At 62.8% G+C, this 20,817-nt stretch carries 19 protein-coding genes; 9 read left to right on the forward strand and 10 right to left on the reverse strand.

Annotated elements, in window-relative coordinates:
- Window positions 1-33 precede the first annotated feature (33 nt).
- From X773_RS44740 to X773_RS44755, 4 genes are all read right to left on the reverse strand, one after another.
- On the reverse strand, window positions 34-588 hold the full coding sequence (locus X773_RS44740; RefSeq protein WP_023674843.1) for a hypothetical protein: 555 nt from the start codon (window positions 586-588) through the stop codon (window positions 34-36).
- Window positions 589-675: 87 nt separating this feature from the next.
- On the reverse strand, window positions 676-1,770 hold the full coding sequence (locus tag X773_RS44745; RefSeq protein WP_023674844.1) for a TIGR01620 family protein: 1,095 nt from the start codon (window positions 1,768-1,770) through the stop codon (window positions 676-678).
- Window positions 1,767-3,245 (reverse strand): YcjX family protein, encoded by a 1,479-nt coding sequence (locus tag X773_RS44750; RefSeq protein ID WP_023674845.1) that lies wholly within the window; start codon window positions 3,243-3,245, stop codon window positions 1,767-1,769. Before X773_RS44750 ends, X773_RS44745 begins: the two co-directional genes overlap by 4 nt.
- 63 nt (window positions 3,246-3,308) lie before the next feature.
- Window positions 3,309-3,812, reverse strand: coding sequence for a histidine phosphatase family protein (locus X773_RS44755; protein WP_023674846.1), 504 nt, complete (start codon window positions 3,810-3,812; stop codon window positions 3,309-3,311).
- Window positions 3,813-4,072: 260 nt separating this feature from the next.
- Between X773_RS44755 and dksA the strand changes: the two genes are divergently transcribed.
- Window positions 4,073-4,489, forward strand: coding sequence for an RNA polymerase-binding protein DksA (gene dksA, locus X773_RS44760; RefSeq protein WP_023674847.1), 417 nt, complete (start codon window positions 4,073-4,075; stop codon window positions 4,487-4,489).
- A gap of 83 nt (window positions 4,490-4,572) precedes the next feature.
- On the opposite strand, the gene X773_RS44765 is transcribed toward dksA, so the two are convergent.
- Complete coding sequence (locus X773_RS44765; RefSeq protein ID WP_031211276.1) at window positions 4,573-5,325, reverse strand: flagellar biosynthetic protein FliO; 753 nt, start codon at window positions 5,323-5,325, stop codon at window positions 4,573-4,575.
- A 203-nt stretch (window positions 5,326-5,528) separates the two neighbouring features.
- Here X773_RS44765 and X773_RS44770 point away from each other — a divergent pair, with 203 nt between their 5' ends.
- Window positions 5,529-8,102 (forward strand): response regulator, encoded by a 2,574-nt coding sequence (locus X773_RS44770; protein ID WP_023674849.1) that lies wholly within the window; start codon window positions 5,529-5,531, stop codon window positions 8,100-8,102.
- Window positions 8,103-8,184: 82 nt separating this feature from the next.
- The gene (locus tag X773_RS44775) at window positions 8,185-8,895 is read left to right on the forward strand and encodes a DeoD-type purine-nucleoside phosphorylase (RefSeq protein WP_023674850.1); all 711 of its coding nucleotides are present in this window, start codon (window positions 8,185-8,187) and stop codon (window positions 8,893-8,895) included.
- 46 nt (window positions 8,896-8,941) lie between these two features.
- Here X773_RS44775 and X773_RS44780 read toward each other — a convergent pair whose 3' ends face one another.
- The gene (locus X773_RS44780; RefSeq protein ID WP_023674851.1) at window positions 8,942-9,337 is read right to left on the reverse strand and encodes a hypothetical protein; all 396 of its coding nucleotides are present in this window, start codon (window positions 9,335-9,337) and stop codon (window positions 8,942-8,944) included.
- Window positions 9,338-9,638: 301 nt separating this feature from the next.
- Between X773_RS44780 and urtA the strand changes: the two genes are divergently transcribed.
- The 6 genes from urtA (at window position 9,639) to X773_RS44810 (ending at window position 15,833) form a co-directional block, all read left to right on the forward strand.
- Window positions 9,639-10,949, forward strand: a complete 1,311-nt coding sequence (gene urtA, locus X773_RS44785) for an urea ABC transporter substrate-binding protein (protein WP_023674852.1) — start codon at window positions 9,639-9,641, stop codon at window positions 10,947-10,949.
- 100 nt (window positions 10,950-11,049) lie between these two features.
- Window positions 11,050-12,666, forward strand: coding sequence for an urea ABC transporter permease subunit UrtB (urtB, locus tag X773_RS44790; RefSeq protein WP_023674853.1), 1,617 nt, complete (start codon window positions 11,050-11,052; stop codon window positions 12,664-12,666).
- Entirely contained in the window at window positions 12,663-13,895 is a 1,233-nt protein-coding gene (gene urtC, locus X773_RS44795) for an urea ABC transporter permease subunit UrtC (protein ID WP_023674854.1), read from the forward strand. The genes urtB and urtC overlap by 4 nt, the downstream gene beginning before the upstream one ends.
- Window positions 13,896-13,902: 7 nt before the next feature.
- Window positions 13,903-14,649, forward strand: a complete 747-nt coding sequence (gene urtD, locus X773_RS44800) for an urea ABC transporter ATP-binding protein UrtD (protein ID WP_023674855.1) — start codon at window positions 13,903-13,905, stop codon at window positions 14,647-14,649.
- 70 nt (window positions 14,650-14,719) lie between these two features.
- The gene (urtE, locus tag X773_RS44805; RefSeq protein WP_023674856.1) at window positions 14,720-15,415 is read left to right on the forward strand and encodes an urea ABC transporter ATP-binding subunit UrtE; all 696 of its coding nucleotides are present in this window, start codon (window positions 14,720-14,722) and stop codon (window positions 15,413-15,415) included.
- Between the two features lie 217 nt (window positions 15,416-15,632).
- On the forward strand, window positions 15,633-15,833 hold the full coding sequence (locus tag X773_RS44810) for a hypothetical protein (protein ID WP_023674857.1): 201 nt from the start codon (window positions 15,633-15,635) through the stop codon (window positions 15,831-15,833).
- Between the two features lie 46 nt (window positions 15,834-15,879).
- On the opposite strand, the gene X773_RS44815 is transcribed toward X773_RS44810, so the two are convergent.
- The 4 genes from X773_RS44815 to uvrA are packed head-to-tail and all read right to left on the reverse strand — an operon-like array spanning window position 15,880 to window position 20,513.
- Window positions 15,880-16,686: a DUF72 domain-containing protein gene (locus tag X773_RS44815; protein ID WP_023674858.1), complete on the reverse strand. Its 807-nt coding sequence runs from the start codon at window positions 16,684-16,686 to the stop codon at window positions 15,880-15,882.
- 28 nt (window positions 16,687-16,714) lie between these two features.
- Window positions 16,715-17,185 (reverse strand): GNAT family N-acetyltransferase, encoded by a 471-nt coding sequence (locus X773_RS44820; RefSeq protein WP_023674859.1) that lies wholly within the window; start codon window positions 17,183-17,185, stop codon window positions 16,715-16,717.
- The gene (locus X773_RS44825) at window positions 17,182-17,592 is read right to left on the reverse strand and encodes a DUF302 domain-containing protein (RefSeq protein WP_023674860.1); all 411 of its coding nucleotides are present in this window, start codon (window positions 17,590-17,592) and stop codon (window positions 17,182-17,184) included. Before X773_RS44825 ends, X773_RS44820 begins: the two co-directional genes overlap by 4 nt.
- Window positions 17,592-20,513 carry an excinuclease ABC subunit UvrA gene (gene uvrA / locus X773_RS44830; protein ID WP_023674861.1) on the reverse strand — a complete coding sequence of 974 codons (2,922 nt, stop codon included), beginning with the start codon at window positions 20,511-20,513 and terminating at the stop codon, window positions 17,592-17,594. Before uvrA ends, X773_RS44825 begins: the two co-directional genes overlap by 1 nt.
- Window positions 20,514-20,817 lie beyond the last annotated feature (304 nt).

Below are 20,817 nucleotides of genomic sequence, written 5' to 3' on the forward strand. Positions count from 1 at the left end.
CCGTTTGGTTGCCGCCTTTTCTCACGCTGAAAGTCAGTTCGGCGTTATGGAGCCGACCTCGACTGCATCGATCCGCTTCAACTTCATGCCGATGACCGGGACCAGCTGCTGGTCGACGCGCACGGCAACGGTCACCGTCATTGAATTGTCGTCGGGGACAAGCGCCTGCATAACGCCGCGCAACTGATTGCGATTGATGGTGAAAACCACCTTGTGCGCATCGACGACATTGCCGCCGATAATGTCGAGGCCGGAGCCGGCGGCCCCGCCCATAAAGCTGCCCTTGTAGCCCTGCCGGCCCTTGTGTTCGATCGTTGCCGACATCTGCTGGGTGAACATGCCTACCCGGCAGCCGCCGTCGAGCGACATGCCGACCTTGCCGTCAGGCGTCGAGCCGATGAAGCTGCAGGTGAATTTCGTGCCCTTGTATTTGCCGGCAACGATTTCCCCGGGGCCGACCCATTTGCCTTCGACCGATCGAAAGAACTGCTTGTCCGGTTCCGCCGCCGAGGTCTTTCCGGCAATGCCGACGGTTGCGACAAGCGCGAGCGCCACGGGCAGCCCGCTGGACAGAATAACGCTTTTCATCGACGACACCCGGCAACAAAGAGACTGGTTTGGACGCTTCCGACCATGGACAAGATTGGTTAATGCTTTGTCACCCCAAGGCAATAGTCACGTTCCGGAAGCGGATGTTTCTTTTTCTTTCTTTGCTGCAAAGGAGGTCAGCGCGGAGAGGAAATCGCCCAATCCGGGCCGCCTGACCGCGTAAAAGGGCAGGGGCCTTGCGGTTTCCATCGCTGCAATGCCGATGCGCGCAGTCATCATGCCGTTGACGACGCCTTCGCCGAGCTTGGCCGAGAGCCGGGCGGCAAGGCCGTGGCCGACGATCTGCTGGACGAAACTGTCGCCGACGGCGATCGACCCGGTGACCGCGAGATGGGCCAGAACGCTGCGCGCCAGGCGAAAAAAGCCAAGCGTGCCGGGGCGGCCGCCATAAAGCTCCGACAGCCGGCGAATCAACCGGCCGGCTTCGAACACGACATAGGCAACGTCGACCAGCGCGCGGGGGCTGACCGCGGTCACCAGGGAGACGCGCTTCGCCGCTTCGAGGATCATCACCCTGGCGCGGGCATCGAGCGGGCCGAGTATCTCGGTCTCGGCCAGCCGCACCAGATTGCCGCCGTCAATGATCTCGCCGCGCAATTCGGCCAGCGAGCGCCTGCCAGCCGCGGTTTCAGGCTTGGCCGAGACAAAGACCGACAACTCGTCGACCACGGCGCGGGCGGCCTTCGGATCGTCACGGGCAATCGCATCGAGCGCCCGCTTCTGCAACTTTTCGACCTCGGCAAGGCGGGCAATCGCCATGAATTCGCGCACGAGGATGATCAGAAGCGCCAGGATGGCGATCGCGGCCATAGCGGCAGCCAGCCAGCCCAGCCACTCGGCGCGCTCGAACAGGTCGCGAATCAGCTGGTCGGTCCAGAGGCCGACGGCGAGCGAAACCAGAACGCCCAGCGCGCCGAAGAACAGGCTGCCAAGCGGCGAACGTTTTCGCGGCGCAATCGCCGGCGGCGGTTCGGCAGCGACGATATCAGGCTCGTCGAAGACGTCGATCTCCGCCGGTGTGACCACGGCAAGATCCGCCTTCACGGTACGCGGCTTTCGCGCCGGCGCGGCCTCGGACGCAGCATGGTGAGCCGTCGAATCTTCCTTCTGCTGGGGCTCCGGCTCTATGCGAAAGGCCGCCGGTCTGCGGGGCGCACTCATGCGAGATGATCTCCGATCAGGAACTGCAGCGCGCGGTCGAGCCTGATATGCGGCAGCGACAGCGTCACACCCTCGGCGGTGCGCTCGAGTTTCGGCGGGCGAAAGCGCACGAAGCGGATCGCGGGGTCGTCATTGTTTTGCGGGCGGGTCGATTCGGAAACGTCGAACACCGCATCAACTTTCTCCGGCAAGTCACCGGGAAATATGGCTGTTTCGGTCTTTCCGTCAAAGGTTTCGCCATCGATTTTTTCGCCGCGCAATGGCGTGCCGATAATGACCGGCAAAGTCTCGCGGCCCTGCTTGACCGTGCCTTCCCGGGTCGCGCGCATGGCAGCCATGGCGACGACGTCGACGTCGGCGCCGGTGAAATTCGCCCGCGCCACGGCTCGGTCGGCTAGCCGCCGCACGATCGCCTGCAGCCGGTCGTGGCTTTCGTGGTGCAGATGGTCGGCCTTGGTCGCGGCCACCAATATGCGGTCGATACGCCTCGAAAACACGTCGGTCAGGAAGTTGCCCCGGCCGGGCCGGAAACAGGACAGGATTTCGGTGACCGCGCGCTCCAGATCGGCCATCGCACCGGGGCCGGCATTCAATGCCTGCAATGCGTCGATGAGCACGATCTGGCGGTCGAGACGCGTGATGTGTTCGCGGAAGAACGGTTTGACGACATGCGTCTTGTAAGCCTCGTAGCGCCGCTCCATCATAGCCTGCAGCGATCCCGAGCGGGCGCGCCGGCCGCCCAGATTCGGCAGCGGCGCGAAGGTGAGAGCGGGCGAGCCTTCAAGATCGCCGGGCATCAGGAAGCGGCCGGGCGGCAAGGTCGAAAGCGCCCGCTCGTCGAGTTTGCAGGCCTTGAGATAGGCCGCGAAGCTCTCAGCGAGACGGCGCGCCGTCATCTCGTCGGCCTCGGCGTTGGGGTCGACCGGATTGGAGAGCGCCCGCCATTCCCGCGAAAGGTCGACACGCACCGGCAACACGGCCATCTCGAAGGCCTCACGCGAAAAATCGGCGTAGGACTTGCCGAGCAGCGGCAGGTCGAGCAGCCATTCGCCGGGATAATCGACGATGTCGACCGACAATTTGCCGGCGGAAAACATGCGGCTCCAGCCAGAGGCCGATTCGTATTCGATGGTGAGCCTCAGTTCGGAAATCGCACGCGTCGAATCCGGCCAGATGCGGTCGTCGACAAGAGCTGCGATGTGATCCTCGTACAGGAAGCGTGGTACCGCGTCGTCCGGCTGCTCTTCGAGAAAAGCCCGGGCGATGCGCCCAGATTTTTGTGCCTCAAACAGCGGCAAGCGTCCGCCATGGACCAGATTGTGCACAAGGGCCGAGATGAACACCGTCTTGCCGGCGCGGGACAGCCCGGTCACGCCAAGACGCAGCGACGGAGCGAAAAGCCCGGCAGCGCGGCCTGACAACGTATCCAAGGCAATCTTCGCCTCGTCGGTGAAAGTCGTCAGCGATGATGCCAAAATCTGTTCTCGCGGGCCGGTCAGGATCCGATATAGGCTTTGATGGGCGGCTTTGAAATGGCCTCAGATATCGGCAGGCGTCAGGAAGGCTTCGAGATAGCCGGCGCCCGGCGCAGCCTCGGCAAGACTGCCGTAGAACCGGACCACCGCAAGTGCGGAGGTCGGGAAGCCGTGGTTCAGCATGGCCCGCGCGGTCTCGTCGCCGTCGCCTGAGAGCGCCATGGCGAGATCCTCGATCATCGGATTGTGGCCGATGACGAGCAGGGCCTCCAGCCCGCCATTCTGCCGGATGGCAGTGAGGTACGCGGCGGCATCGTCGCTGTAGAGGGTGTCACAGAACAGCACCCGGCCCGTGTCCGTATGGCCAGCCAAGCTTTCCAGCGTCTGGCGGGCGCGCTTGGCGCTTGAGCAAAGGGTGCGGGCCGGTGCGTATTTGCGGGAACGCATCAGGGCGCCCATCGCTTCGGCATCGGCGAAGCCGGATGGATCGAGCGGGCGGTCGAAGTCAGCCACGCCAGGCAGCGCCCAGCCGGCCTTCGCATGCCTCAGCAGGTAAAGTCTGGTCACCGGATCCCCGTTGTGCCGGGCACCGAACCCGTCAGCACGCCGCAGGATTTGCCATCAGAAGAGCTCCGTGCGCAATGGCAAGCGCCCCTCAAGCATAGCGAATCATGTACGGATTCGGTCGTATTCTTCGCAAAAAGGGCATCGCCGATGGTGGTTTGTCCGAGACTAACAATTGCGTGAAACTGTCGTCGATTGACCTTGTGCAGCTTTCGGTCCGCGAATATATAGGCGCCAAATTTGGGGTTTGTTGGGTGAGTCGAATGAACGACATCGTTACCGCCGATTACGTACCCTCCGAAGACGAGCCGTTCATGAACGAGCGGCAGAAATCCTACTTTCGCATGAAGCTCGTCACCTGGAAGAACGACATCTTGCGCGAAGCGCGCGAAACTCTCGAAATCCTGCAGCAGGAAAACGCCAACCACCCCGACCTCGCCGATCGCGCCTCCTCGGAAACCGACCGCGCCATCGAACTTCGCGCCCGCGATCGCCAGCGAAAACTCATCTCCAAGATCGATTCGGCCCTCCAGCGCCTTGACGAAGGCACTTACGGTTATTGCGAGGAGACGGGCGAGCCGATCGCGCTGAAGCGGCTCGACGCGCGCCCGATCGCCACCTTGTCGATCGAGGCACAGGAGCGCCATGAGCGGCGCGAGAAGGTCTACCGCGACGACTGAGTCGCCGGGAAAAACAGCGGCATCGGTAAAGCGTTCAAAATGGCCGGTTTTCCGGCCATTTTCATTGGCCGTTCGCTATCGGCCTATCTTTTCTGATTGGACAACTCGCCGAGGAGCTTCGTCATCTCGTCGTCGAGAGAGGGCGACGCCTTCGCCACCGGCTTGCTCGGCGTTTGGCTGAAGCGTGGCTCGTCGAGGGAAACCTCCAGCTCCTTCATCAGCGCATCGTCAATCGACTCGTGCTGTGCCGGCGGCTCGTATCTTGCCGGGGAGTCCTGTCTTGCCGGCGGCTGCGCATGCCGCGAGGCATTGGCGTTGACGGATCCATAACTTGGCAACGGCGTGACGTTCGATGCCGGTTTCGGCGCCGGCGCCGGCATTGTTGCCGGCATCGTCGCCGTCTGGCGGGCTCGGACAGGGGTCGCGGTTACGCCTGCCGGCTGCGGTGGCGCTTGCCTCGCCGGCGCGGCTGTGATCGAAGCCGACCTTGCTGCCGGCTGGTGGCCGTTGTCTCCGGTCAATGCCGGGCGCCGCAGCGCCGAGAGCCTGATGTCGCGCTCGACGACGACGTCGGTCGGACCACCGATCAAGAGCAGGTGCTCGATATCGTCGCGGCGCACCAGCACCAGCCGCCGGTGACTGTCGACCGCTGTGGCATCCATGACAGCCAGCCGCGTCTTGCGGTTCCTGCCGCCGGCGACGAATGTCCCGAACGTCAGGCTGCGGACCAGCCTGATGATAAGAAGAATGATGAGCAGAAGGACAAGTACTGCAAACGTCCATAGGATTGCTGCGGCATAACCAGGACCCGCCACGCCATCCAGCCATTGCAGCATTGGTTCCCCCAAAATCAGCTTTCGAAGAGAGGCGACACTAGACTGTTGCGGCAGGCCACCGCAAGTTGCCTTTCACGCTTCGTGAACAGCTTGAAACGCCGGGAGCCGAACGGCGTCATTTTTAACGGACATCTGCAGCCGGGCCTTTTCCCAACCCTGAGAATATGATTCAACCGACACCGGAATTCACGAGCAGGGGGCACATGGCCAAGGAAGCGCGCGGCGATTTCTATCCGGTACCTATCGTCGACCAGAACACGCGGCCGGGAGCGGTCACCCGGCTCATCGTCTTCATCGTCGTCCTGACTGGGGCAGCGATCGTCTTCGGCCTTTTCCGCGAGCGCCTTGGCGATCCATTCCTGCTCGGCATGCTTGGCGTGCTGGCGATGATCGGCGTCGGCTTTCTATTCGCCACTGCGATCGGCTTCGTGCACATCACGCCGCGCTCGACAAGCGACGAACTGTCGAAAGCTTTCGTCGATTCGATGTCGCAAGGTCTCCTGGTCACCGACACCAAAGGCCGTATCATCTACGCCAACCGGACCTATGCCGATATGACGGGTGCCGAGTCGGCCGCCGACCTCAAGACCGTCGAAGGTTTGCTTTCAGACGTTCCCGAGGCCTCGGTGACCATATACCGGCTGGCGTCCGGCCTGCGTGATGGCCAGCCTGGCGACGGCGAGTTTCGGCTCGCGCAGTCCATTCGGCCAGGCGCCGAACCGGGCGCTCGCTGGTACCGCGTTCGGGCCCGCGCCTTCAGCGTTCCCGGCCAGCGGCTGCCCATGCTTGCCTGGCAGCTTGCCGACATCTCGCAGGAACGGGCCGAGCAGGAGCGGTTCTTTCTCGACCTGCAAAAGGCGATCGATCACCTCGACCATGCGCCGGCCGGTTTCTTTTCGGCCGACCAGGAAGGCCGCGTCACCTATATCAACGCGACCCTTGCGGAGTGGCTGGGCATCGACCTGGCCAGCTTCACTCCCGGCGCCATCACGCTGCCGGAGATCGTCGCCGGCGACGGCATGGCGCTGGTCCGTTCGGTCAAGGCCGACGCTGGTACCACGCGCAATGCCGTTATCGACCTCGATCTGACGACGATGACCGGCGAGGCGCTGCCGGTGCGCTTCATGCATCGTGTCTCGGCCAGCCGAGAGGGGCTCAACGGCCCGACTCGCACCATCGTGCTCAACCGGACGCAAGGCGAGGACGCTTCGGCCGACCTCCGCGCATCGGAAATACGCTTCACGCGGTTCTTCAACTCGACGCCGATGGCGATAGCCGGCGTCGACCATGCCGGCCGCATCCTGCGCACCAATGCGCCGTTCCTGTCGCTGTTTTCCTCGGTCGTCGACCGCGATGCGGTCGATCGGCGTGTGCGGCTGGATACGGTGATCCACGAGCGCGACCGGCCGGCTTTCGCCGCGGCCTTTGAAAAGGCACGCCAGCAACAGGCTGACATCGAGCCGATCGATACGGTGCTGCCCGGCAATGAGGAGCGCCACATACGCTTCTACGTCAACGCGGTCGCAGACGGTACCGGTGGCGAGGGCGCCGAGGAATCGGCCATCGTCTATGCCGTGGAGACCACTGAGCAAAAGGCCCTCGAGGGCCAGATGGCGCAGAGCCAGAAGATGCAGGCGGTCGGCCAACTCGCCGGCGGCATCGCGCATGATTTCAACAATGTGCTGACCGCCATCATCATGGCCTCGGACCTGCTTTTGACCAACCACCGGCCGTCCGATCCGTCGTTCCCGGACATCATGAACATCAAGCAGAATGCCAACCGGGCGGCCTCGCTGGTGCGGCAGTTGCTGGCCTTCTCGCGCAAGCAGACGCTGCGGCCGGAGGTGCTCAACCTGACCGACGTGCTCGCAGATCTAAGGATGCTGCTTGCCCGGCTGGTCGGCAACGACATCAAGCTCAAAATCGACCATGGCCGCGACCTGTGGCCGGTCAGGGTCGATATCGGGCAATTCGAGCAAGTGGTGGTCAATCTGGCGGTCAATGCACGCGATGCGATGCCGGCCGGCGGCGAGCTCACCGTACGCACCCGCAACGTCAGCGCCGGAGAGTGCAAGACCTTTTCCTACCGCGAACTTACTCCGGCCGACTATGTGCTGGTCGAGGTCGAGGACAGCGGCAGCGGCATCGCGCCTGATGTGCTGAAAAAGATCTTCGAGCCCTTCTTCACGACAAAGGAGGTTGGCAAGGGAACCGGCCTCGGCCTGTCCATGGTCTATGGCATCATCAAGCAAACAGGCGGCTTCATCTTCTGCGATTCCGAAGTCGGCAAGGGATCCGTGTTCCGCATCTTCCTGCCGCGGCACATTGCGGAGGCAAGGAAGGCGGGCGAGGCTGGAGAAGTGCCGGCCGCCCCTGCCAAGATCGCCGACTCAGCCAAGGATCTGTCGGGCTCGGCCACGGTGCTGCTGGTCGAGGACGAGGACGCCGTGCGCATGGGCGGCATGCGGGCGCTGAAATCGCGCGGCTACACCGTCCACGAGGCGTCGTCGGGCGTCGAGGCGCTTGAAGTCTACGAAGCGCTCGGCGGCAAGGTCGACGTCGTGGTGTCGGACGTGGTGATGCCGGAAATGGATGGCCCGACGCTGCTTGGCGAATTGCGCAAACGGCAGCCCGACATCAAGTTTATCTTCGTGTCCGGCTATGCCGAAGACGCGTTCGCCAAGAACTTGCCGGCCGACGCGCATTTCGGCTTCTTGCCGAAGCCGTTTTCGCTCAAGCAATTGGCCACGATCGTAAAGGACATGCTGGAATCCTGACCCTTCCAACGCTCCGCTTGCGCAATGTCGTGAGACTGCCATGATTGCAGGCGAAACGGGCGACGGGTTTTGGAAGCATGCCGTGACGCCACACAACGAGGCTAGCAAAGGCGACTACGCAAGCACGGTGCTGCTGCCGGGCGACCCGCAGCGCGCTGAATGGATGGCGGAGACCTTTCTGGAAGCGTCGCGCTGCGTCAACCGCCGCCGCGGCGCGCTCGGCTTTACCGGGTTGTTTCGCGGCAAGCCTGTCAGCGTCCAGTCCACCGGCATCGGCGTCCCGTCATTCCTGGTCTACGTGCACGAGCTGCTGGATTTCTACGGTGCGAAAACGTTGATCCGCACCGGCACCTGCGGCGGCCTGACCGCCGAGATGGCGCTGCGCAGCCTGGTGATCGCACAATCGGTGCGCGGCGAAAATGCGGAGAGCGGCCAGGTTTTTGGTCTCTATCGTGCCGATGCCGGCCCCGATCCTGCATTGTTGGCCCAGGCGTTGGCCCGGGCTTCGGAACTCGGGATCGACCATCGGGCCGGGCTGACGATCTGCAGCGACATTTTTTATCATCCGCTGGGGCGCGAACGCTTTGCCGAAGCACAGGCACAGGGGGCGCTCGCCGTGGATATGGAAACCAGCGCACTCTACCGCATTGCGGCCGATTTCGGCGCCCGGGCGCTGTCGATCCTGACCGTCGTCGACAATGTGGCAACCGGCGAGCAGACCGACTATTCCGAACGCCAGGGCCTTTTCACCGATATGACCCGGCTGGCGCTCGACATGGCGGCGGAGAGCTAGGCGGCTTCTACTTCGGAGTACGGAACCTCGCCAGGTTCCGTACTTTTCAACGCTTCGTGCAGGTCGAGGCGGTAAAGGCGCCGTCTGGCTGCTTCATGATGATATCGAAGGACGGGGTGGTTCCGCTTTCCAGCGTCGCCTGCGTAAGCGAGATCGAGTTGCCGCCACTGGTGTAGCCGCCCAGCGGACCCAGCCAGGTGATCACGCCGTCTGCATCCATCTGGTAATTGTAGCTTTGCGGCGCGATGCCGAAGCTCACCGGACCGCTATAGACGTTTCCCTTGATGGTGATGTCGCCGAGGCTGAGGAACATGCCAAGCAGATAGACTTCGCAATGATAGGAGCCGTCCGGCAGCTTGCCGTCGCTGAAGCCGGCGCGCGCTACGGTCGTCGCCGCCAGCAGAAGCATGGCGGTGAAAATGCAAGAAGCTCTGAAGGCCATGGAGTCCCCCGTTAAGGGTTCGAACTTGCCTCATTTCGCTGCGGCGCTGCAATCCTCGCCAGCGCTCATATGATGCTGCTCAAAATTCGGGCATTGGCCTATATGTGAGTAAAACTTAGGCTGATACGAGTGATCTTTTCTCATTTCAAACCTGGCAGGGGCGGTTCATCTCCTGCGGCTAATACATTAACCGACTGACAGGGCTGGGAAATCTCAAACACTCCGATCTTTCGCCGGTGATTGGCACAGCCGTTGCATGGTCCTGTTCCGATGCAGTTAACCAGCTTGGGAGTTTAAAAGTATGAGGGGCAGTTTCTCGACAATAACAAAAATGTTTTCGGCCGGCGTGGTCACCGCCGGCCTGCTGATGAGCATTCCCGCCAGGGCGGCCGACGACACCATCAAGGTCGGCATCCTCCATTCGCTGTCGGGAACCATGGCGATCTCGGAGACGACGCTGAAGGACGCCATGCTGATGCTCATCGAAGAGCAGAATGCCAAGGGCGGCCTGCTCGGCAAGAAGCTCGAGGCGGTGGTCGTCGATCCGGCTTCCAACTGGCCGCTGTTCGCAGAAAAAGCGCGCGAGCTGATCTCGAAGGACAAGGTCGCCGCGGTGTTCGGCTGCTGGACCTCGGTGTCGCGCAAATCGGTGCTGCCGGTGTTCAGCGAGCTCGACAACATCCTGTTCTACCCCGTCCAGTACGAAGGCGAGGAAAGCGAGCGCAACGTGTTCTACACCGGTGCGGCGCCGAACCAGCAGGCCATTCCGGCCGTCGATTATCTGATGAGCGAGGATGGCGGTTCGGTGAAGCGCTGGGTGCTCGAAGGCACCGACTACGTCTACCCGCGCACCACCAACAAGATCCTCGAAGCCTACCTGAAGGCGAAAGGCGTTGCCGCCGAAGACATCATGGTCAACTACACGCCGTTCGGCTTCTCCGACTGGCAGACCGAAGTCTCGGCGATCAAGAAATTCGGTTCGGCCGGCAAGAAGACCGCCGTCGTCTCGACCGTCAACGGTGACGCCAATGTGCCGTTCTACAAGGAACTCGGCAACCAGGGCATCAAGGCCGAGGACATTCCGGTCATGGCCTTCTCGGTTGGTGAGGAAGAGCTTGCCGGTCTCGACACCGCGCCGCTGGTCGGCCATCTCGCCGCCTGGAATTATTTTGAGAGCGTCGACACGCCCGAGAACGCGAAGTTCATCGCCGACTGGCACAAATTCATCAAGAACGACAAGCGCACCACCAACGACCCGATGGAAGCCCATTATATCGGCTTCAACATGTGGGTGAAGGCGGTCGAGAAGGCCGGCACCACCGATCCGGACAAGGTCATCGACGCCATGGTCGGCGTCTCGGTGCCGAACCTGACCGGCGGTTATTCGACGATGATGCCGAACCATCACATCACCAAGCCGGTGCTGATCGGCGAAATCCAGGCCGACGGCCAGTTCGAAACCGTCTCGCAGACGCCGGGCCTGGTGATGGGCGACGAGTGGTCCGACTATCTGCCTGACTCCAAGGACCTGATCTCCGATTGGCGCGCGCCTCTGTCCTGCGGCAACTTCAACGTTGCCACCGGCAAATGCGGCGGCAAGGGAACCAACTGATCCTCCCGGTCTGTCCTCCCAGACCCGCAAGCCTCCGGGCAGGCTCCTCCTCCAGCCTGCCCGGAGGCGACATTCAATCTTCAAGAGCCACCAGAAACCAATGATCCTGATCCGCGCGATTGGCCTGATGCTGCTCCTTCTCCAGGGGACGCTGCTGCCGTCGAACGCCAGCGAAGCAGATCTGCGCGTGGTCATCGCCAAATTCGCCACCGCCGCCAATTTTCCGGCGATAGAAGCCGTGGTGCGGGAGCTTGCGGCTTCCGGCGATCCGGCCGTAGAACGGCCGCTTGCCGCGCTTGCGGAGGGCAGCCTTTACGTGCGCAAGGCCGATTCACTGGTCTTTGTCGGTAAGGAGAGCGGCGACGGCATCGAGCTGCTCGATGCGCTTACCGGCGAAAGATCGGGCGAAGCTGCCAAGGCCGACATCACCAAGATCAAGGTCAACAACACGCTGCGCCGCGTCATTCGCGATGCATTGGGCACGCTGACGCTTGGCTCAAAGGATCCGGCCGTGCGCATTGCCGCCGCCGACACCATGTTCAAAACGCCCGACGCGGCAAACATCGAGCCGCTCGACACCGCCATCGCCAATGAGAGCGTGGCAAGCGTCAAGGCGCTGCTAGAACAGGCCCGCGCCGCGTCGGTTCTCGTTTCCGACAGGCCGGAGGCCGACAAACTGGCGGCAATCGCGCTCATCGGTGCGCGCAGCGACCGCGATGCGGTGTCGCTGCTCACGTCGGTCGAGGCCAGTTCCGAAGGTGCGGTGAAAGACGCGGCGACGGCTGCGATCGCCAACATCAATTCGACGCTGGCGCTGTGGGATGCCGGCCAGAACGTCTGGTACGGCATATCGCTCGGATCGGTGCTGCTGCTGGCGGCGATTGGCCTTGCCATCACCTTCGGCGTCATGGGCGTCATCAACATGGCGCATGGCGAGATGGTCATGCTCGGCGCCTACACGACCTTCGTCGTGCAGGAGGTTATCCGCAATTCCTTTCCCGGCCTGTTCGACTGGTCGCTGGTCATCGCCCTGCCGCTGGCCTTCCTGGTGGCGGCGCTCGTCGGCCTTGTCATCGAGCGCGGGCTGATCCGCTTCCTCTACGGCCGGCCGCTGGAGACACTGCTGGCGACATGGGGTGTGTCGCTGATCCTGCAGCAAGCCGTACGCACCATCTTCGGGCCGACCAACCAGGAGGTCGGCAACCCGTCCTGGATGTCCGGCTCGTTCAATATCGGCCAGCTTGCCGTGACCTGGAACCGGCTCTGGATCCTGGTATTCGCGCTCGGCGTGTTCGCTGTGCTGCTCTACGTGATGAAACGCACGCCCTGGGGGCTGCAGATGCGTGCCGTCACCGCCAATCGCCGCATGGCCGCCTCGATGGGCATCAGGACGCCTTGGGTCGATGCGCTAACGTTTGCACTCGGCTCCGGCATTGCCGGCATCGCCGGTGTCGCGCTCAGCCAGATCGACAACGTCTCGCCCAATCTCGGCCGCGGCTACATCATCGACAGCTTCATGGTCGTCGTTTTCGGCGGTGTCGGCAATCTTTGGGGCACGCTGGTCGGCGCTTTCTCGCTCGGCATCGTCAACAAGTTCCTCGAACCTTATGCCGGAGCAGTGCTCGGCAAGATCGTCGTCCTGGTGCTGATCATCCTGTTCATCCAGAAACGCCCGCGCGGTCTGTTCGCGCTAAAGGGCAGGTCGGTGGAAGCATGATCACGGGACGCTTCTTTGCCGCCGGCGCCGACCGCCGCGTCGCCATCACCATCTTCATCCTGCTGGCGGTTGCAATCGTCGTGCCGCTGCTCAATCTTGCGGTCTCGCCGACAAGTGCGTTTTACGTGCCGTCCTATATCGTCGCGCTCACCGGCAAATACCTCTGCTATGCACTGCTCGCCTTGGCGCTCGATCTCGTCTGGGGCTATTGCGGCATCCTCTCGCTCGGCCACGGCGCCTTCTTCGCACTCGGCGGCTATGCGATGGGCATGTATCTGATGCGCCAGATCGGCTCGCGCGGCGTCTACGGCAATCCGCTGCTGCCGGATTTCATGGTGTTCCTTAACTACAAGGAATTGCCATGGTTCTGGTATGGTTTCGACCATTTCTGGTTTGCCGCGGTCATGGTGCTTGCGGTGCCCGGCCTGCTCGCCTTCGTCTTCGGCTGGTTTGCCTTCCGCAGCCGCGTCACCGGCGTCTACCTGTCGATCATCACCCAGGCGATGACCTATGCGCTGCTGCTTGCCTTTTTCCGCAACGACATGGGTTTCGGCGGCAATAACGGCCTGACTGATTTCAAGGACATTTTGGGCTTCAACGTGCAGGCCGACATGACGCGCTCGGCGCTGTTCGCGGCCAGCGCCGTCATGCTGGCGTTTGCCGTCTTCGTCACCTGGGCAATCGTCGGTTCCAAGTACGGCAAGCTTCTGATGGCGGTGCGCGACGCCGAAAGCCGCACGCGCTTTCTCGGCTGGCGGGCGGAGAACGTCAAACTGTTCGCCTTCACCGTGTCGGCGGTGATGGCCGGCATCGCCGGTGCGCTTTACGTGCCGCAGGTCGGCATCATCAACCCTGGCGAATTCGAGCCGTCCAATTCGATCGAGGTGGTGGTGTGGGCGGCCGTCGGCGGGCGCGGCACCATCGTCGGGCCGATCATCGGCGCGCTTCTGGTCAATGCCGGTAAATCCTGGTTCACCGGCGTGCTGCCTGAATTCTGGCTGTTTGCGCTGGGCGGACTGTTTGTCGCCGTCACGCTGTTCCTGCCCAAGGGCATCATCGGCATGTGGGATTCCTGGCGCGGCAACGCCAAGGCGCTGCGGGCGGCCTCGGTTGCCGAAGAAGCCGGCATCGATCCCGATGCGCCGGTGCCGCCGAAAACCGACCGCTCGGCGGCGAGAAGGCCGGGCGACTGGTCGGCCTCCGGCGCCGAACCGCAGCCGGCGGAGTGATGGCCTGATGTCGAAGAGCAACACCATCCTCTATCTCGACGGCGTGTCGGTTTCCTTCGACGGGTTTCGCGCCATCAACAACCTTTCGCTGGTGCTCGACAAGGGCGAGATGCGGGCGATCATCGGCCCCAACGGCGCCGGAAAGACGACGATGATGGACATCGTCACCGGCAAGACGCGGCCCGACGCGGGTGAAGTTTTCTTCAACGGTGAGGTCGACCTAACCAAACACGACGAGGCCGAAATCGCCATGATGGGCATCGGCCGTAAATTCCAGAAGCCGACCGTCTTCGAAAGCCACACGATCGAGGACAATCTGATGCTGGCGCTGAAAGGCCCGCGCTCGATCTTCCCGGCACTGTTCCATCGTCGGTCGGCCGCGGACGTGCGGCAGATCGACGACATCCTCGGCATCATCCGGCTTGGCGACAAGCGTGACGAACTCGCCGCCAATCTGAGCCACGGCCAAAAGCAATGGCTCGAGATCGGCATGCTTCTGGCGCAGGATCCGAAGCTGCTGCTGGTCGACGAACCGGTTGCCGGCATGACCGATGCCGAGACCGAGGAAACCGCGCGGCTGCTCAGGGACATCGCGCGCGACCATTCTGTCATTGTCGTCGAGCACGACATGCATTTCGTGCGCGAGCTCGGCGTCAAGGTCACCTGCCTGCACGAAGGCTCGGTGCTTTCCGAGGGCAGTCTCGACTTCGTTTCGGCCGACGAGCGCGTCGTCGAAGTCTATCTGGGGAGATGAACATGGTCTGGCGCGTTCCGTTCCATCATTTCGACCTTTCGTTCTTCACGCGTTGGAGAAAGCGCTGACCATGCTCGAAGTCTCCAATGCCACGCTGCACTACGGCGCTGCCCAGGCGCTGCGCGGCGTCTCGCTGAAGGCCGGCGCCGGCAAGATCACCTGCGTGCTCGGCCGCAACGGCGTCGGCAAGACCAGTTTGATGAGATCGATCGTCGGCCATCACCGGCTGACGAGCGGAAGCGTTGCCTTCGAGGGGAAGGCGCTCGACCGGAGCGCGGCGTATGATCGCGCCCGGTCGGGCATCGCATTCGTGCCGCAGGGCAGGGAGATATTTCCGCTGCTTACGGTGCGGGAAAATCTCGAATCCGGTTTTGCGCCGTTGAAGCGCGCCGATCGCAACATTCCCGCTCACGTCTTCGAATTGTTTCCGGTGCTGAAGCAGATGCTCGCGCGCCGCGGCGGCGATCTTTCCGGCGGCCAGCAGCAGCAGCTTGCCATCGGCAGGGCGCTGGTGATGCGGCCGAAGCTGCTGGTGCTCGACGAGCCGACCGAAGGCATCCAGCCGTCGATCATCAAGGACATCGGCCGCGCCGTCCGCTATCTGCGCGACCAGGCCGGCATTGCGGTGCTTTTGGTCGAACAATATCTCGATTTCTGCCGGGAATTGGCCGACGAGGTCAATATCATGGACCGCGGCCAGATCGTCCATACCGGCCCCGCCGAGGATCTCGACCGGGCGGACGTCCGCAAATTCCTGACTGTCTGAATTCTTATTGATTCCATTGGTTTGCAACTCTGGCGCGCCGAAGATTGCGTGCTAGATTTTGCTTGGCCTTGGTGAGTCGGCCGCTTTCCGTACCAGTTCCAATTTGGCAGATCAGGGGAAGGCGCGGGCCGCGCCGGCACGCTTGCGCGCAAGCCGTTCCCTTCCAGCGATCTGTTGTCGTCCAACATTTCGGGTGCTTGGGAGCCAGGGCTAGACGATGGAGCGCTATGTCGAGGACTACCAGAAACGACGGCTCACGGAGCGCGTCGATATCCTAACAGCCATCAACATTCTGAAATCGCAGGGGTATGACCACGACGAACTCATCGCGGAGATCACCAAGGTCTTCTATGTCGACCTCGATGCTTTCAACGAGATCGTCAGGGTTGATCGGCGTCCGGACGAACGCGCCGCATAGCCGGTAGTTTAGGACCAAGCCAGGCGGACCACCGACAGCGGGGGCGTCAGCCTGCGACCCGCTTCATCAGCGCGATGGCGCCGAATGGAGCGCGGACCTTGCCCTCGGTGATGAAGTAGACGAACACATCGCGTGGCTTGACCGGCGCGTCGGTTGAAGGATCGGCGCGCGACAGGTCGGCCGGCACCTTGCCTTCCGCCCAGGTTTTTGCGCGCGCCGCCCATTCGTCGAGCGCCTTTGGCGTATAGCAATCGGGATTGTCGTCGCTGCCGGTCTGCAGCCGCGCATAGATGAAATCGCCGGTAACGTCGGCAATCCCCGGATATTTGGCGTGGTCGGCATAGACGATGGCGGCCTTGTGCTTTCGCGCCAAGGCGGCGAACTCCGGCACGATGAAGCTGTCGTTGCGCACCTCGACCGCGTGGCGCAGCGCAACGCCGTCCTGCTTTTCCGGCAACAGCTTGAGGAAGGCCTCGAAATCGTCCGGGTCGAATTTCTTGGTCGGCGCGAACTGCCACAGGATCGGCCCGAGCTTGTCGCCAAGTGCCGCGACGCCCGACCCGAGGAAGCGCATGATCGATTCCCCGGCCTCGCCGAGCACGCGGCGGTTGGTGACGAAGCGGTTGCCCTTCAGCGAATAGACGAAACCATCCGGCGCCTCGTTGGCCCATTTGACGAAGGTCGGCTCCTTGAAGCTCGAATAATAGGTGCCGTTGACCTCGATAGTGAGCACCTGCCGGCTGGCATAATGCAGTTGCTTGGCCTTCGACAATTTGTCCGGGTAGAAGGACGTGTCCCACGGCTCGAAGGTCCAGCCGCCCATGCCGGCGCGGATTGTTCCTGATTGAGTCATGGTCGTCCTCCCGGTTTGCAGAAAAGGATCACGCGATGGCGGTCGTCTCGACGGCTTTCGCCATGTCGACGACCGTCCATCCTGGCCGATATGGATTGGGCCGGCGACCCGTTTCGCGAAAGCCGTAGGCCTTATACAACGAAACGTTCCGTTCCATTCTGGCATTGGTGTAGAGTCGGATTTCCGGCAAGCTCCACAAGCGCGTCTGTCGCTCGGCCCAGTTGAGCAGCCCGATGCCGAAACCCTTGCCCTGAAAGGCGGGCGCAACGGCGACGCTGAAGATCATTGTATGGTCCGCATGTCGTTCGAGAACGATCAAGCCGGCCGGCTGTCCGTCCTGCTCCGAAAGCCAGACCTCGCCGCGTTCTATGCGCGGCGCATAGTCCTCGGTGACCGGGATCGGCGGTGCGCCGAGCAGGGCAGTGTAGGGCGCGTAGGCGTCGGTGGTGAGCGAGATCACCATGGGGAGATCATCGGCCCGAGCGGCTCTCATGATCAAAACTGGCCCGCGCCGGCAGCGGCCGCAATCACCTTGTCCATGCCGGCCGCTATCGCGGCGACGGCATTGCGACTGGCGTCGCCCAAGCCGTGGCGCTCGGCGAGCCAGTGCGCGTCATTGTAAGAGAGCCAGACCTTGCCTTGCTCGTCCTCCCAGGCCAGTGCCTTGACCGGCAGATCGATGCCGGCAAGCTGCCGGTCCTGCATCAGCGGCGTGCCGCCTTTCGGGTTGCCAAAAATCAGAAGCTGGGTCGGACGCAGGGAAGCTTCGACACTGCGCGCACCGGCGGCGTGGTCAATGCGGGCGAAGACCAGCAATCCTGCACGTTCCACAGTCCCGACCAGGCGATCGATCGTTTCGGCCACGCCGAAGCGGCTTTGGAGCGTGATGAGACCGTTCTTTACCATCACTCCGCCGCTTCGCGCTTGCCTCCGGGGCGCCGCTCCAGCAATTCCCTCAGGAACTGCCCGGTATAGCTGCGTTTTTCGCGAACGATCTCCTCAGGCGTGCCGGACGCTACCAGCTCGCCGCCGCCGTCACCACCTTCGGGGCCGAGATCGAGCACCCAGTCAGCGGTCTTGATCACCTCTAGATTGTGCTCGATGACGATGACCGTGTTGCCCTGGTCGACCAACTCGTGCAGCACTTCAAGCAGCTTGGCGACGTCGTGGAAATGCAGGCCGGTGGTTGGCTCATCGAGAATGTAGAGCGTCTTGCCGGTCGCCTTGCGCGACAGTTCCTTGGCAAGCTTGATGCGCTGCGCCTCGCCGCCCGATAAAGTCGTTGCCTGCTGGCCAACATGGATGTAGCCGAGGCCGACCCGTTTCAGCGTCTCCAGCTTGTCGCGCACACCGGGCACGGCGGCGAAGAAATCGACGCCTTCCTCGACCGTCATGTCGAGCACGTCGGCGATTGATTTGCCCTTGAACAGGACGTCGAGCGTCTCGCGGTTGTAGCGCTTGCCGTGGCAGACGTCGCAGGTGACGTAGACGTCGGGCAGGAAGTGCATCTCGATTTTGATGACGCCGTCGCCCTGGCAGGCCTCGCAGCGGCCGCCCTTGACGTTGAACGAGAAGCGCCCCGGCTGGTAGCCGCGCGCCTTGGCCTCCGGCAGGCCGGCGAACCAGTCGCGGATCGGCGTGAAGGCGCCGGTATAGGTGGCAGGGTTGGAGCGCGGCGTGCGCCCGATCGGCGACTGGTCGATATCGATGACCTTGTCGAGGAATTCCAGCCCCTCGATGCGGTCGTGCTCGGCCGGATGCTCGCGCGAGCCCATGATGCGGCGCGACGCCGCCTTGAACAGGGTCTCTATCAGGAAGGTCGACTTGCCGCCGCCGGATACGCCGGTGACGGCGGTAAACGTGCCGAGCGGGATTTCGGCGGTGACGTTCTTCAGGTTGTTGCCGCGCGCGCCGACGACCTTCAGCCGGCGGTTCTTCTTGGCCTCACGCCGCGCTGCCGGCGTCGCCACTTCGAGCTCGCCCGACAGATATTTACCGGTGATCGAAGCGGGCGTCGCCATGATCTGCTGCGGCGTTCCCTGCGCGATGATGTGGCCGCCATGGATGCCGGCCGCCGGGCCGATATCGACGACGTAGTCGGCATGCAGGATGGCGTCCTCGTCATGCTCGACGACGATGACCGTGTTGCCGATGTCGCGCAGATGCTTCAGCGTGTCGAGCAGGCGGGCATTGTCGCGCTGGTGCAGGCCGATCGACGGTTCGTCCAGCACGTAAAGCACGCCGGTCAGGCCGGAGCCGATCTGCGAGGCAAGACGGATGCGCTGGCTCTCACCGCCTGAAAGCGTGCCGGAGTTGCGCGACAGCGTCAGATAGTCGAGACCGACATCGTTGAGGAAGCGCAGCCGCTCTCGGATTTCCTTGAGCACGCGCACCGCAATCTCGTTCTGCTTGTCGTTGAGCGAAGCGGGCAGATCGGTGAACCACTGGTCGGCCTTGCGGATGGACAGCTCGGTCACCTCGCCAATGTGCTTGCCGGCGATCTTGACCGCGAGCGCCTCGGGCTTCAGCCGATAGCCGCGGCAGGCCGGGCAGGGCGTGGCCGACATGAAGCGCTCGATCTCCTCGCGCATCCAGGCGGATTCGGTTTCCTTCCAGCGGCGCTCGAGATTGGGGATGACGCCCTCGAAGGTTTTGGTCGTTTTGTAGGAGCGCAGGCCGTCATCATAATGGAAGGTGATTTCGCGCTCGCCGGTGCCGTGCAGGACGGCTTGCCTTGCCTCCTCGCTCAAATCCTTGAACTTGTCGCCGAGCTTGAAGCCATAGGCAACGCCCAGAGCTTCCAGCGTCTGCGCATAATAGGGCGAGGTCGACTTCGCCCACGGGCTGACGGCGCCGGCCCGCAGCGAGACATTCTCGTCGGGCACGACCAGGCTGGCATCAATGGCGCGTTGGCTGCCGAGCCCGTCGCAGGTCGGGCAGGCGCCGAACGGATTGTTGAAGGAGAATAGCCTGGGCTCGATCTCGGGAATGGTGAAGCCGGATACCGGGCAGGCGAACTTTTCCGAGAACAGCATGCGTTCATGCGTCTCGTTCTTCGATTTGTTGACCGAATCCTCGCCGGTCTGGCTGGCGTCGAGCGGCTTGTCGGCAAATTCCGCCACCGCCAGCCCGTCGGCCAGCTTCAGCGCGGTCTCGATGGAATCGGCGAGCCGCGTCGCCAGATCGCCGCGCACGACGATGCGGTCGACGACGACGTCGATGTCGTGCTTGTACTTCTTGTCCAGCGCCGGCACGTCGGCGATCTCATAGAAGACGCCATCGACCTTGACGCGCTGAAAACCCTTCTTCTGCAGCTCCAGCAGCTCCTTGCGGTACTCGCCTTTGCGGCCGCGCACCATCGGCGCCAGGATGAACAGCCGGGTGCCTTCCACGACTGCAAGCACCCGGTCGACCATCTGCGAGACCGTCTGGCTCTCGATCGGCAGGCCGGTGGCCGGCGAATAGGGTACACCGACGCGGGCGAACAAAAGCCGCATATAATCGTAGATCTCGGTGACGGTGCCGACCGTCGAACGTGGGTTCTTCGAGGTGGTCTTCTGCTCGATGGAGATGGCTGGCGACAGGCCGTCGATCTGGTCGACGTCCGGCTTCTGCATCATTTCGAGGAATTGCCGTGCATAGGCCGAAAGGCTCTCGACATAGCGGCGCTGGCCCTCGGCGTAGATGGTGTCGAAGGCAAGCGACGACTTGCCCGACCCCGACAGGCCGGTCATGACGATCAGGCTGTCACGCGGCAGGTCGAGATCGACATTCTTCAGATTGTGTTCGCGTGCCCCGCGAATGGAGAGATATTTATGGTCGGCCATCGCCGGTCGCCGCCTCAGAATCTGGAATTCGTGGGATGGGCGGGTTTTCCCGACCACCCCCTATGTAGGCAATTTCGCCGCCTTTTCGAGAGACGCCACAACTCTCGACCAAAGCGTTTAACCGCCTTTCGCGCGAACGGGCAAGCGGAAAGAACAAAGGCCGAACACGCTCCTGACAAAAGCTGCCCGTGGGGCCGGCTTCCCAAAACGTCTCGCGATCACATTTTTCGGTAATCGGCTATTCAAGGTTGACGTCCCTGCACCGTGGGGGCAGACTCCAGACGTCAACGAAGCCGGCCGTCTT

Origin of the sequence: Mesorhizobium sp. LSJC280B00 (genome assembly GCF_000502835.1) — a bacterium.
Classification (GTDB): Bacteria; Pseudomonadota; Alphaproteobacteria; order Rhizobiales; family Rhizobiaceae; genus Mesorhizobium.